The following is a 12,861-nucleotide window of genomic DNA, read 5'->3' on the forward strand; positions in this document are numbered from 1 at the left end:
TAGACTCTTTCAAAAAATTCTTAATATTTTGAAGCTAATTCTTTAGCTACTTTCTCTAAAACACTAGTTTGTTCGTCACCGAATTTACCAGCTTTTAATTGATCTAAAATATCTCTGTGACGTGCGTTAAGAGCTTCTAAGAAATCCTTTTCAAACTCTTTTACTTTGTTTACAGGAACATTTCTCAATAAGTTTTTAGATCCAGCATAAATAATTGCTACTTGATCTTCCACTGTATAAGGATCGTTAACTGCTTGTTTCAAGATTTCAACGTTACGTTGACCTTTAGAGATAACGTTCATTGTAGCTGCATCTAAATCAGAACCGAATTTCGCGAAAGCTTCTAATTCACGGAATTGCGCTTGGTCTAATTTTAATGTACCTGCTACTTTTTTCATTGATTTAATTTGAGCAGAACCTCCAACACGAGATACAGAAATACCTACGTTGATTGCAGGACGTACCCCTGAGTTGAATAAATCAGACTCTAAGAAAATCTGTCCATCTGTAATCGAAATTACGTTTGTTGGAATATAAGCAGAAACGTCACCCGCTTGTGTTTCAATAATAGGTAAAGCTGTTAATGACCCACCACCTTTAACGAAAGGTTTGATTGACTCAGGTAAGTCGTTCATGTTTTTAGCGATTTCATCATCACCAATAACACGAGCAGCTCTTTCTAATAATCTTGAGTGAAGGTAGAAAACGTCTCCAGGGTAAGCCTCACGTCCCGGTGGTCTTCTTAAGATCAAAGACATCTCACGGTAAGCAACAGCTTGTTTAGATAAATCATCATAAATAATCAAAGCTGGACGACCAGTATCACGGAAGTATTCTCCGATTGCAGCACCTGCCATAGCAGAGTAAACTTGCATTGGAGCCGGATCTGATGCATTAGCCGCAACAATGATTGTATATGCCATTGCACCTTTTTCTTCTAATGTTTTAGCGATCGCTGCAACAGTTGAAGCTTTTTGTCCAATAGCAACATAGATACAGTAAACTGGTTGACCTGCATCATAGAATTCTCTTTGGTTAAGAATTGTATCGATACAAACCGTAGTTTTTCCAGTTTGACGGTCACCAATAACTAACTCACGTTGTCCACGTCCAACAGGGATCATTGCATCAATTGCTTTAATACCTGTTTGTAATGGTTCAGTTACTGGTTGACGGTAGATAACACCTGGTGCTTTACGCTCCAATGGCATTTCATATAAATCACCTTCGATAGGACCTTTACCATCGATTGGTTGTCCTAACGTATTTACAACACGTCCTACCATTTTCTCTCCTACGCGTAGAGAAGCGATACGACCTGTTCTTTTAACTGTAGCACCTTCGCTTACACCAACAGAAGAACCTAACAATACAATACCTACGTTATCTTCTTCTAAGTTTTGTACCATTGCCTCTAATCCGTTGTCAAATACAACTAGCTCTCCGTACTCCGCATTTGTTAACCCGTAAACACGAGCAACTCCATCTCCTACTTCTAGTACTGTACCAACTTCTTCTAAAGAAGCCTCAGAGCTAAATCCAGATAATTGTTTCTTTAAAATCGCTGAAATTTCAGCTGGTTTAATGTCCGCCATTTTTATCTATGTTTATACACGAAAATTCGTGCGGTGATTTTTTTTACTTAATTAATTCTCTTTTTAATACTTGTAATTGATTTGCTAAAGAAGCATTGTATTGGATATCTCCAATTTTCAAGATAAACCCTCCTAAGATTGATTCATCTACAATATTTGTAATTACCGCTTCTTTTCCAGGAGCTAAAGTTTTTACTTTCTCAAGTACCTTAGCCTCTATACTAGCATCAATAGGCATTGCTGTAGTAACAGTTACTTTCTCAATACCTTTATACAAATCGTATTGTTTTTGAAACGCTAAAGCCGTTGCTTCTAAAATTCCAAATCTACTATTTGCTTTTAAAACGTTGAATAGTTCTTTCGTTCCTTCATTAACTCCAGCGAATACTTCTAATAAAGCATTTAATTTCAACTGATCTTTAACAATCGGGTTTGTAAGAAACACCTTCAATTCACTGCTTTGAGCTATTGATTGAGAAATAAGGATCATATCCCCATTGATAGCATCAACATTTCCTTTTTCTAAAGAAACCTCAAGCATTGCTTTTGCATAACGTGCCGCAGCTCTTGTGCTTACCATAGTGATATTAGTTTAATTTTACATCATCTAACATTTTCTCAACCAATTTAGCTTGAGCTTCTTTGTTAGATAATTGATCTTTCAATAATTTTTCAGCGATTTCAATTGAAATAGATGAAACTTGCGTTTTTAAGTCAAGAATAGCCGCAGCTTTCTCGCTTTCAATTGTAGCTTTTGCTTGAGCGATTAATTTTTCACCCTGAGCTTCCGCTTCTGTCTTAGCATCTGCAATCAATTTTTCTTTGATCTCACGAGCTTCTTTTAGTAAAGTATCGCGCTCCGCACGAGCTTCAGCTAATAACTTCTCGTTATCTGCTTTTAAATTAGCCATTTCTCTTTTAGCGTTCTCTGCAGCTGCTAATGCATCAGTAATACCCTCTTCACGAGCTTCTAAAGCATTTACAATTGGTTTCCACGCGAATTTTCCTAAGATAACAACAATTACTATCATAATAATTAGTTGCCAGAAAAATAGTCCAAAACTGAAATCGTTAATTAACTTATCCATTATCTAAAATTATACTTTTTAATATCTGATTTTGTTTAATTAAAATAAGAAGTTTACCTGCAACCAACCGTTGCAGATAAACTCTTTGTACTGACTTGGATTATTTACCTAAGATTAAAGCACCGAATGCTAAACCTTCCAATAAAGCTCCAATGATAATCATTGCAGTTTGGATTTTTCCAGCAGCTTCTGGTTGACGAGCAATAGCGTCCATTGCAGAAGAACCAATTTTACCTAAACCGTAACCAGCTCCGATTACGATTAAACCTGCACCAATGATAGTTGGGATTGTCATAGTATTGAATTTAATATTAATTAAACAAATTTATTTATACTCTATTTTTATTTTCTCTTTGATTAATGTGCTTCTTCGTGATCATGCTCTGCTACAGCCATACCAATAAATAATGACGATAACATAGTAAAGATGAACGCTTGTAAGAAAGCAACTAAAATTTCTAATACAACTAAGAATGTAGATAAGAAGAATCCGATTCCGATTGCTCCTCCAGTTCCTAATGCTTCCTTCATAACGAAGATGATCGCAATTAATCCGAATACTACCGAGTGACCAGCTGTAATGTTAGCGAATAAACGCACCATTAATGAGAACGGTTTAATAATTGCACCTAAAATCTCAATTGGCATTAACATCAATTTCATTGGTACTGGAACTCCTGGCATCCAGAACATGTGCTTCCAGTAATCTTTGTTTGCAGAAAAATGAACGATAATGAACGTACAAATTGCCAAACATACTGTTACTGAAATATTACCTGTAACGTTAAATCCTAGTGGAGTTAATCCCAAGATATTCAAAATGAAAATCAAGAAGAAAACAGACAGCAAATACGGCATGAACTTTTTGTATTTTGCTTTACCAATATTTGGCACTGCCATTTCATCGCGAACATAAAGCACTAATGGCTCTAATCCTCTTGCGATTCCTTTTGGTAAATTGTTTGGTCCGTTTTTGTATGTTTTTGCTAACCCTAAGAAAAGGATAAACATTAAAATTGTAGTAAAAAGTAAAGAAGCTACGTTCTTTGTGATAGAGAAATCAAGTGGTTTCTCATTTGTAGGATGGTGTGCTTCATCATACGTAATTGTACCTTCAGCATCAGTTTTGTATATCTTACTGTGATATAACTTGTAGAATTGTCCGTCTTTCTCAACTACTTTCTTTCCAAAGTCAAATTCAGAAGACATAAAGATTTTAAGACCGTTGTCAATTAAGATGACTGGTAATGAAAAACCGTAATTTTCACCTGTTTCTTCATCAGAGAAGAAGATAAAAGAATAATCATCTGCCAAGTGATGCGTAATATGAGCTTGAACTTTCTCAGCTTGAGTCATTTCAGCAGGTTTTTCTATTTCATGCCCTTCAACGTGTTCAAGGGTTTCTTCAATAGATTTCTCAGCTTCTTGAATTGAGTTTTCAAGCTTTTGAGTAGTAGTTTGCGCGTACGAAAATACCGACGAGGCTGTAAATAAAACAGCTGCTAATAAATTCAGTGATTTCTTGAGAGTCACCATATCTTAACTTCTTGAATATTTTGGTTCCTAAAATTTTGTGCAAAAGTACAATAATTCTTGTATTATCATACCTTTATATCAAACTTTTTTTACTTAGTTTCGTTTGACGTAGTATTCTTATTTAAAATACTATAGGCGATAAATGCATCCCCGCCAAGGAAAACCAACACAATCACTAAAAAATTGTATTTAAATCCTTCGTCAATCATTTCGTGATCTAATCCATCTTTTGCGAATAAATAACTCGCAATTAATCGCATTGTGATGAATCCTAAGAAGACAAAACCCAAATTATTAGGCAGGCTATTTTTGATTCCGAACATGGCAAAAAAGATGATAATGGAAAAGATAAATTCAAATCCGTAGAACTTTTCTAAGCTATATCCGAGCTCGATTAGCGAATCTCCTGCATCGGTAAAAGCCACAACGGCATAATGCAAAGCAAATACTACGACTAAACCAATAAAAAGTTTCAATCCAATTTGTACGGTTTCTTTATCCATTCTTTTATTTATTTAACTGATTGACTTGTTTAATAACTTGGTACAAAGCTAATCCTACTCCCAATAACGTACAAATTTTATTTGCAATTCCTCCTTCCAACTCGTACTTTCCATCTAACCAGACACCTAAACGGTGTGATAAATAAATAATTATCCCCATCTGGATGGGGATATTAATTAAAGACAACCACTTATTGGGTGATTTCTTTTCTGTCATTAGGATAACTGCTCATTGCCAACCATCTGGCATTTTACATCAATCTTGGCACCCGGTTCAACCGCTAAGCGCCCTACTTTGATATCGCCTTTGATTCGAGCAGCAGATTTTACAGTAAGCAAATCATTCACGAGAATATTTCCTACTATTTCACCTTCAATCTCACTGTTTTCACAACTGATATTCCCCACAATTCTCGCTATAGGTCCCAGCACTAATCGTCCTTTAACCACAACATTCCCCTCAATGACCCCGTCAATTCGAATATCCGCTATTGCTTCAATATCGCCTTTGATCGTTGTCCCTTCAACAATACGATTTGTTTGTCCCAACAAATCTAATCCTGTTCCTTTTGCTTTCTTTTTCGATTTATCAAACATTGTAAACACATTTATTAGGGCTCCACAATTCCTGGAGCCTTGTATTCCTCTAAATTCTTTTTAATCTGAATGACGCTATAATCCTCTTGCATAATTGGGATATAAGCCGGATCATCGCCCAAACGACCAATCATTCGCTCTGCCTCTACTTTGGATTTAAAACCATGTAAGACATATATCTTCGCAGAAGTAGTATAATAATCTTCTGTAAATTTCAATCCTGTGCCCGACTCTACACCTGCCAAACGCTGCATATTGGCTTTTATCGTTGCAAAATCAGCTATTTTTTCTGTTGGTACAGCAACGATTATTTTCCAATTACTTGAATCTGTTGTTGCAAACTGTTTTCCTTCTAAAGCAGGTATTACGCGTTCCAACAATTGAGAAGCTTCTCTACCTTCTGCCGTTGAGCTATACGTCAAGGCTAAGTAATTCAAGGCTTCTTTGTATTTCTTCACTCCTTCTGTTCGGGCAATTATCATGGCATTCAATAGCTCAAACTTGCTGACATACGCATCGTCAATGCTTTCCAGTGCATGCTTCATCATCGCCTTGGCCTCTTCATAATTTTCTGCCTTGAATACTTGATAAATTCCCGTATATACTTGTTCTGGCGCTAAATCACCATCGCTGCCTACACTTAGGTTTTGCATCAATTTCGCATATCTCGATTCCGGATAAGTTGCAATAATCTGCGCTTTCATCTGGGCTGCTTTTGCTGGATCCTTTTCTTGATAAAGCTTATACAACTTGTACATCGTAGGTAAAATCAATCGCTCTTTAGGATCAAAGGTCAACAATCGTTCCAATCGATCGATTCCTTCATCAATCTTTCCAAAACGCTCGCTGTAAATCGCTCCTAATTCAAAATAAGCTAAATCCCTATCCTCTTTTAACTTGGCTATCTGGGTACTATCTGAAGGGATTTTACCCACATAAGTATCCAATTGATAACGTGGATCTACAAAATCGTCTTGTTTTTTCTCCTTCTTCTGATTTTCAGCTAACGCTTCTTCCTCCTCCTCTTCATTATTCATATTCATCGAAGACTGCATGGCGCTCCATCTCCAATTGTCCGTTAAGGTTCGATTTCCCCAACGGCGTTTAAAATCTTGTCGCCCACGGGTCAACGCTTGATTGGAATAAAAATAGAACGTTGTCTTTCCGCCCATGCTTCCGAAGTTGGTTTCTCCAAATGATTTCTCAATGGCTTCACCAAAATTGACTACATTAAAAAAGTCTGCGCCCGAATTGTTTTTTGTGCCCAAATTCGCTTGCATTTTTTTAAAGTCCTCCTTGCGCAATTCATCAATAAACGTCTGGAAATAAGCATCTTTCTCTTCTGGTGACATGGCAACTAAACGCAGGATACTGTCGTTTTTATGTGCGACCACCTCTAAGTCAACCACTTCGCGTAACGATTCTCTACGCTTGCTAATGCGAAAGGTTTCTTTTGCTTTCGGAGGCAATAATGCCAAAGCACTGTCATAATATTGCCCAGCTACTGCATATCCAGCAGAATTAAAATAAATATCCGCAATGCTCAAAAAGTTTCTCGCTTTCAGCTGTTTATCTTCTCTTCCTTCTTTAGCCGCCGTTTTCAAATATGCAAGTGCCTTTTCTTCTTTTCCGATATCGCGGTAAAAAAGTCCAACTTGACGATTCAACACATCAAGATATGGTCGATTATCGCGATCCTTCAACAAGCTGTTGTATTGTTTTAAAAAGGCCACAGAATCTGTTTGCTTTGCCCCTGTTAATTCAAAAATCTCTGCATACGCATGCACCGTATAGGTTCTCGGCGCCTTGCGATTCATCTCAATAATATTTTCAAAATGATGCGTAGCGTCTTCTTTTTTGCCTAAGCGCCCATTTAACTGGCCTAAAATATAGTTATATCTTGCTTTCTCTTCTTGATTGGATACCAACCCCACGGCTGATTTCAATGCTGTACTTGCACTGTCTAATTGCTCGAGATTGATATACCCTTGCGCTAACATCGCATAGGCATCCGATTCCACTTGTTTGTTTAATCGTCCTTTGCGTTCACGCAATAATTCTTTTAAGTTTTTAATCGCTAAGTCATCATAACGCAAGCGCAAATTTGTTTTCTCACGCCACACTTTTGCTTCTCCAATTAAATCACTATCTGGATATTTGTATAGAATATAGTTAAAGGCTTCTAGAGCAGGTACGAAACGTCCATCGTAATAACGCGATTTCCCCAAGAGTAAATACGCATTCGCCATTTGGCTGTTGCGCTCTCTCCCTTTGATATACATGGAGTGCTTCTGAATTGCTTTTACTGCTTTGTTTTCAGCTCGCGTGAATCCTTGGCCATCCGTGCTTTCTGGAGCCCCTAAGTCTGTTCCGGCTACCGCTAAATTGTCTAAGATACTCCCCTGTTTAGATTCGAGGGATACGCCTTTTTCAAATTCTCGTTCTGGGTCAACTTCAATTTGAATACGCTCTACCGGTAAGATTTCCCAATAGTCATCAAAATAACCTTCCTTCAAAGCGTCGAGTGCTTCCGTATAAGATTCATCACCGTGAAATAGAATATTGTACTTTGTTGTTAAAGCATGATATCCTCGATTCAACATCTTATCCTTTTTTACAGAACACGCTATAAAAGATATAATTAGCAGGATAATTCCTCCTATCCGAATGACAAAATTTGTTTTCAATATCTAGGTTAAACTTTATATAACAACTATTTTTTTACTCTAATATTATTCACAAGACAGTAAAAATACATCACTTTTTAATACTTTATGCAAATATTGTTAAAAATTAAGGGGTATCATCCACGAATACGGGAGGTAAATTACTCTTTACAGAGAATTAATCCACCTCAACGTTTTTACTTTCGCATCGAATGATTGCTTAAAGGCACAAAATAAATCTATGCAAAATACAAAAGAAAAGGCGATTATAAATCAATGTAAATCATAAAATTGCGTAACAAAACACAAAAAAAGCAGCGCCCCGTTTGGGAGCGCTGTTGTAGGATATTGTGCGGTCTATTTTTTAATTTACTGTACTAAAGAAGCCTTCTAGTTCTTGATATGTTAACGTTTCAGTCAATACATCGTGTTTTAGCACTCCTTTTTCAAGGGCGATAATACGATCGGATACTTCATAGGTATGTTGTAAATCATGGCTGGAAATGATGATTGTCATGGTACGAGTTGCTCGTTTTTGTTTCACCAATTCTTTCAATCGAATTTGCGTAGATGGATCGAGATTTGCAAAAGGTTCATCTAAGATGACCAATTCTGGATTTCCAATAAAAGCACCGATGATTCCAATCTTCTTTTGATTCCCTTTAGAAAAATCGCGAATGTATTTCTTTTGATTCAACACTTCTCCATTAAAGAACGCGCTGTGTTCTAAAACAAAAGCTTCAACATCTGCCTTAGACCAACCGCGTAAACTTCCTAAAAAGACGAAATATTCTTCTGCTGTTAAATAACCAATCAAAAACGTCTCATCTAAAAAAGCGGTGGTATAGTTTTTCCATTGTTCCGAAGAAGAAACCAACTGTCCTTTGGAATAAATATGTCCTGAACTGGGTTGAATCAAATCGAGTAACAAGCTAAAAAAGGTTGTTTTTCCAGCTCCGTTATTCCCAACCAAACCAATACTCTCACCTTGTCCAATGGTTAATGCCTCTAGCTGTAGAACCGTAGCTCCATTATATATTTTATGTAAATTATCTACTTGTATCATAACAGTTATTATTTTTTATAAGCAGCTAGTGCTGCGTATTTTTCACGGGTGTAAATTTTTTCAATAAATTGGAACGCTTGTTTGTGTAGGAACATTCCTGCTAATCCGATTAAAATCAACAAGACAAAACCTCCCCAAAACGGATAGATAAACGAACCGATAAAATAAAAGATAAGAGGTAGCAATACTTTAGGCATACTAATAAGCATCACGCGAAGATTAAATGCATTTTTATCTCCAAATACATTTTTTGCTGCGGTTAAATCCATTGGCGTTTTGAGGTATGCTCCTCCCCAAAGAACAAAATAACCGTTGATTCCTATATTAAAGATTCCCATAGCGAGAATCAAGTAGAACAACTTCATGTCCACAAAAATATAGAAGAAACACAGTATCGTCGAAACGAGCGTACCCAAAGCGATAATTAACCACTTAGACATGAGGTAATCGCGGTATAATACGTTTTGCGTCATCAGCAACGGATAGTAAGAAGAATCCCAACTTGGTACATATTGTCCAAATAGCATTAAGAATCCTCCTGTTGAGAAGAAAGCAAGAAACACAGCAAAAGTCATTGGCATCGCTTCCTTTCCTGATGTATTAAACATAAAGACCCCATAGAAAAGAAAAATAACACTCATCAATACCGTTACCCTAGCTCTTTTGTTTCTGACAATCAGACGAACATCGTTGCGCAAAAAGCTCGCATAGCGACCAAAGCGGTCTAGCCAACTCATCTCTAATGCAATCCCTTCTTTGATGCGTACTTTTTCTAAATCGTCCAAATACATTCGCTTAAGAAAGAAACGATAGGTACTCCAAACGAAGACTCCCAAAAGCAAGAAATACCCAATCACACTTAGTGGATATTGATAAGGTACAACATAAAAATACTGGGTATATAAAGTAGGATCGACAATATCGTAATACTGCAACCCAAAACAAAGCGCTACAAATCCGATTACCCCATAGAATACCGGTGCATAAGCACTCATTAGAATCGCGACGCAATGCATCATAAATACAATACTGTAGACCGCAAGTGTCCACGCTAAAACTGCAATTCCACTTTCTCCTTCCACAATCGCAACAATGGCAAATGGAATTAAGAAGAACAATTGTACGATATTAAATGCACTCAAAAACGTTTTTCCTACATAAAAGGATACAATCTTTGAACGCGGAATATTGAGAATCAGATAGGGTTTTATCGTTGCTACAGGTCCTTTTTGCAAGAAAAAGCGAAACATCAGTTCCACTGCAAAATAATAAATCAGGTAGCGACTTACCATTTCGATGGGAGTTGCTGTAGTGAAATATTCTTGAATGCCGTGATAAGTCGCAATTCCAGCAAGCAACATCATAGCGGCAAAATAAATAATAGCGAGCCACTTGAAAATGAGAATCACAATATCCATATTGCTCTTGTTTCCTCTAGCTAAACGCTTCCGCTCTAAAGTAAAGAACCAGTTGTACATCATACTTGTTTTTTAGTAGTTTACCTCATTAGTATGCCCCTTAAGTGAAACGTTACAGCTTTTTTAACTCTTTCCAAAAAAAAACCTTTCACGCGATGGCGTGAAAGGCTTTTTACAAAACTAAAACCAAAAAACTATCATTATTAGTTTCTATATACCAAACATCAGGCCAAACTTTGATTTCAAAACAAAAAGTAGAATCGCAGAAATAATTTTATCTTTGCCCAAATTTTATTCCCATGAAAAAAGACATAGAAATACCAGAAGTAAAAAATGTTGAAATTGCAGTTGTAAAGGAGTATAACGAAGATTTTTTACAAGATGCTTGGTATGCTTATCTATTTAACAATACACAAGAAATCATCGAAGCTATTTTAGTTGTTTCTAAAGCAGAAGGAGAACTGAATGGAGAAAAGAGAAATTCAAGTATTTTCAGACATGCTTTTCCCTCATTAGCAGCAGGTGAATGCATCAAAGTAGAGCTATTAGATGAAGCTATTTTTGATTTACACAATACCTTTATGCTTACGTACTTTCAGGGTAATAAGCTTTATGATAAAAATTTCGCGTTCCCTGCTAAAAGTATAACAGATGAAGCATTAGCCAAGCTTGCATACGCAGAAAAAAATGGAATTACTGCCTCAAAATAGGTAGAAACCAAGTCCTTGCATCCTTATTTATATTTATTCCGAATGTTAGTTTTCCTACCTTAGTTCACCAACTCAAATTGTGAAAAGATATGAAACTAAAAAACACTTGTATAGTATTAGGCTTTTTCGGCTTAATGATTAGCTTACTTTCCTTTACAAACACCACGGTGGTAACGGAAAGTACAGTAGACCCAACGGAATGGAAAAATCTAACCGTACTTCCGAAAGATATTTCGAAAGAAGAGTTGAAAAAAGTGATGAAAGAATATAGTGCTGCTTTAGGCGTGAAATGTAGTTATTGTCATGCTCCTGCAGCAGAAGGTGATGGTTTAGATTTTGCTTCTGACGCTAAAAAAGAAAAGGAATTTGCTCGTCATATGATTGTGATGACCCGCAAAATCAATGTAGAAAATTTCAATTGGAACAATGATCCCAATCCTGAAAATATTAATGCGGTCACTTGTAATATGTGCCACAAAGGAAAAGCTAGTCCTAAGAAATAACTAGCGCATCCTTAAAAACAAAAAAGCTGCCTAAACTAAGGCAGCTTTTTTTATGTATTTATATTAGATTTCTGAAACATCCTTTTTCTTGGGAGGGAACAGCAAAGAAAGTACCACAGATAGGGTCAATACACTTGCAATAACAGCCAAAGAAACGAGCGAATCAATATGTACAAAAGGAGAGATAATCATCTTCACTCCGATGAAAGACAAGATAATTGCCAAACCATATTTCAATTTCGAGAATTTATCCATGAAATTAGCTAGTAGGAAATAAAGCGAACGCAATCCTAAAATAGCAAAGATATTGGATGTATATAGAATGAATGGATCATCAGGTGCAATAGCGAAAATCGCTGGAATACTATCTACCGCAAAAACTAAATCGGTAAACTCAATCACCATCAACGCGACGAAAAGAGGGGTTACCATTTTTACTCCATTCTTAACGGTAAAGAATTTATCTCCGTCGTATTCATTGCTCACTTTAAAGAACTTATGCACCATGCGTACAGCGAAGTTCTTGGTTAAGTCTTGTTCTTCACTGTGATCTTCTTTGGCAAACCAAGATTTGATTCCCGATACCAATAAGAAAACCCCGAAAATAGTCAAGACAACGTTAATTTCAACTTGATGACCAAACAGTTCAAATGCTGGTAAATACGTATGGTTAATTAACTCAACTCCTGCAAAGATAAAGATAGCTCTAAAGACTAAAGCTCCAATAATCCCCCAGAACAATACGCGGTGATGTAATTCTTTCGGTACTTTAAAAAAGGTAAACACCAAAATGAATACAAAAAGATTATCGATGGACAAGGCCTTTTCTATCCAATAAGCCGATTGGAAGCGCGCAAAATTTTCGAAGTCCATGTAATAATAGATAACGCCACTAAATACCATGGCTAAACCGATCCATACTACCGTCCAAATTAACGCTTCTTTTGTGGAAACCACATGGCTATTTCGATTGAAAACACCTAAATCCAACAAAAGCATAACTAATACTACAATTCCAAAAACAGCCAACAGGCCAGGGTGATTAATTAAATGATCCATTTTATTTATTTTTTTTAACAGGACAAAACTAGTTGATATATTTTCCCCCTAGACAAAGCGTTATAACAAATTAGATATCAACAATTTACAACTATTTTTCAATACAGACTAAAAATAAAA

The 12,861-nt window shown here is 36.4% G+C and carries 14 protein-coding genes; 2 read left to right on the top strand and 12 right to left on the bottom strand.

Annotated elements, in window-relative coordinates; all coding sequences use genetic code 11:
* Nucleotides 1-20: 20 nt before the first annotated feature.
* From atpA to M2306_RS14265, 11 genes are all read right to left on the bottom strand, one after another.
* A complete protein-coding gene (atpA, locus tag M2306_RS14215) occupies nucleotides 21-1,595 on the bottom strand; it encodes a F0F1 ATP synthase subunit alpha (RefSeq protein WP_115092143.1) in 1,575 nt (524 codons plus the stop codon).
* A 43-nt stretch (nucleotides 1,596-1,638) separates the two neighbouring features.
* Entirely contained in the window at nucleotides 1,639-2,175 is a 537-nt protein-coding gene (atpH, locus tag M2306_RS14220) for an ATP synthase F1 subunit delta (RefSeq protein ID WP_002988860.1), read from the bottom strand.
* A gap of 7 nt (nucleotides 2,176-2,182) precedes the next feature.
* A complete protein-coding gene (locus M2306_RS14225) occupies nucleotides 2,183-2,683 on the bottom strand; it encodes a F0F1 ATP synthase subunit B (RefSeq protein ID WP_002988857.1) in 501 nt (166 codons plus the stop codon).
* 100 nt (nucleotides 2,684-2,783) lie between these two features.
* The gene (locus tag M2306_RS14230; protein WP_060874638.1) at nucleotides 2,784-2,978 is read right to left on the bottom strand and encodes an ATP synthase F0 subunit C; all 195 of its coding nucleotides are present in this window, start codon (nucleotides 2,976-2,978) and stop codon (nucleotides 2,784-2,786) included.
* 62 nt (nucleotides 2,979-3,040) lie between these two features.
* On the bottom strand, nucleotides 3,041-4,219 hold the full coding sequence (gene atpB, locus M2306_RS14235; RefSeq protein ID WP_115092142.1) for a F0F1 ATP synthase subunit A: 1,179 nt from the start codon (nucleotides 4,217-4,219) through the stop codon (nucleotides 3,041-3,043).
* Between the two features lie 89 nt (nucleotides 4,220-4,308).
* Nucleotides 4,309-4,722 carry a DUF6168 family protein gene (locus M2306_RS14240; RefSeq protein WP_115092141.1) on the bottom strand — a complete coding sequence of 138 codons (414 nt, stop codon included), beginning with the start codon at nucleotides 4,720-4,722 and terminating at the stop codon, nucleotides 4,309-4,311.
* Between the two features lie 4 nt (nucleotides 4,723-4,726).
* Entirely contained in the window at nucleotides 4,727-4,939 is a 213-nt protein-coding gene (locus tag M2306_RS14245; protein ID WP_060874641.1) for an AtpZ/AtpI family protein, read from the bottom strand.
* Nucleotides 4,939-5,319, bottom strand: coding sequence for a bactofilin family protein (locus tag M2306_RS14250; RefSeq protein WP_002988847.1), 381 nt, complete (start codon nucleotides 5,317-5,319; stop codon nucleotides 4,939-4,941). The genes M2306_RS14245 and M2306_RS14250 overlap by 1 nt, the downstream gene beginning before the upstream one ends.
* 14 nt (nucleotides 5,320-5,333) lie before the next feature.
* Nucleotides 5,334-8,006 carry a type IX secretion system periplasmic lipoprotein PorW/SprE gene (porW, locus tag M2306_RS14255; protein WP_445482714.1) on the bottom strand — a complete coding sequence of 891 codons (2,673 nt, stop codon included), beginning with the start codon at nucleotides 8,004-8,006 and terminating at the stop codon, nucleotides 5,334-5,336.
* A gap of 343 nt (nucleotides 8,007-8,349) precedes the next feature.
* Nucleotides 8,350-9,051: an ATP-binding cassette domain-containing protein gene (locus tag M2306_RS14260; RefSeq protein ID WP_115092139.1), complete on the bottom strand. Its 702-nt coding sequence runs from the start codon at nucleotides 9,049-9,051 to the stop codon at nucleotides 8,350-8,352.
* 8 nt (nucleotides 9,052-9,059) lie between these two features.
* A complete protein-coding gene (locus M2306_RS14265) occupies nucleotides 9,060-10,532 on the bottom strand; it encodes a DUF5687 family protein (RefSeq protein WP_259187423.1) in 1,473 nt (490 codons plus the stop codon).
* 236 nt (nucleotides 10,533-10,768) lie between these two features.
* Here M2306_RS14265 and M2306_RS14270 point away from each other — a divergent pair, with 236 nt between their 5' ends.
* Entirely contained in the window at nucleotides 10,769-11,179 is a 411-nt protein-coding gene (locus M2306_RS14270) for a hypothetical protein (protein ID WP_259187420.1), read from the top strand.
* 89 nt (nucleotides 11,180-11,268) lie between these two features.
* Nucleotides 11,269-11,682: a c-type cytochrome gene (locus M2306_RS14275; protein WP_259187418.1), complete on the top strand. Its 414-nt coding sequence runs from the start codon at nucleotides 11,269-11,271 to the stop codon at nucleotides 11,680-11,682.
* A gap of 63 nt (nucleotides 11,683-11,745) precedes the next feature.
* Here the strand turns inward: M2306_RS14275 and M2306_RS14280 are convergent, their stop codons facing one another.
* On the bottom strand, nucleotides 11,746-12,741 hold the full coding sequence (locus M2306_RS14280) for a TerC/Alx family metal homeostasis membrane protein (protein ID WP_002988836.1): 996 nt from the start codon (nucleotides 12,739-12,741) through the stop codon (nucleotides 11,746-11,748).
* Nucleotides 12,742-12,861: the final 120 nt, after the last annotated feature.

Source organism: Myroides gitamensis (assembly GCF_029894455.1).
Lineage (GTDB): Bacteria > Bacteroidota > Bacteroidia > Flavobacteriales > Flavobacteriaceae > Flavobacterium > Flavobacterium odoratum.

Excerpts from the sequence above, each read along its gene's own strand:
- M2306_RS14270 (WP_259187420.1), top strand. The coding sequence starts at position 10,769 with ATGAAAAAAGACATAGAAATACCAGAAGTAAAAAATGTTGAAATTGCA.
- M2306_RS14280 (WP_002988836.1), bottom strand. The coding sequence starts at position 12,741 with ATGGATCATTTAATTAATCACCCTGGCCTGTTGGCTGTTTTTGGAATT.
- atpA (WP_115092143.1), bottom strand. The coding sequence starts at position 1,595 with ATGGCGGACATTAAACCAGCTGAAATTTCAGCGATTTTAAAGAAACAA.
- M2306_RS14265 (WP_259187423.1), bottom strand. The coding sequence starts at position 10,532 with ATGATGTACAACTGGTTCTTTACTTTAGAGCGGAAGCGTTTAGCTAGA.
- M2306_RS14275 (WP_259187418.1), top strand. The coding sequence starts at position 11,269 with ATGAAACTAAAAAACACTTGTATAGTATTAGGCTTTTTCGGCTTAATG.
- M2306_RS14230 (WP_060874638.1), bottom strand. The coding sequence starts at position 2,978 with ATGACAATCCCAACTATCATTGGTGCAGGTTTAATCGTAATCGGAGCT.
- M2306_RS14245 (WP_060874641.1), bottom strand. The coding sequence starts at position 4,939 with ATGACAGAAAAGAAATCACCCAATAAGTGGTTGTCTTTAATTAATATC.
- M2306_RS14240 (WP_115092141.1), bottom strand. The coding sequence starts at position 4,722 with ATGGATAAAGAAACCGTACAAATTGGATTGAAACTTTTTATTGGTTTA.
- M2306_RS14260 (WP_115092139.1), bottom strand. The coding sequence starts at position 9,051 with ATGATACAAGTAGATAATTTACATAAAATATATAATGGAGCTACGGTT.
- M2306_RS14250 (WP_002988847.1), bottom strand. The coding sequence starts at position 5,319 with ATGTTTGATAAATCGAAAAAGAAAGCAAAAGGAACAGGATTAGATTTG.
- M2306_RS14225 (WP_002988857.1), bottom strand. The coding sequence starts at position 2,683 with ATGGATAAGTTAATTAACGATTTCAGTTTTGGACTATTTTTCTGGCAA.
- atpH (WP_002988860.1), bottom strand. The coding sequence starts at position 2,175 with ATGGTAAGCACAAGAGCTGCGGCACGTTATGCAAAAGCAATGCTTGAG.
- atpB (WP_115092142.1), bottom strand. The coding sequence starts at position 4,219 with ATGGTGACTCTCAAGAAATCACTGAATTTATTAGCAGCTGTTTTATTT.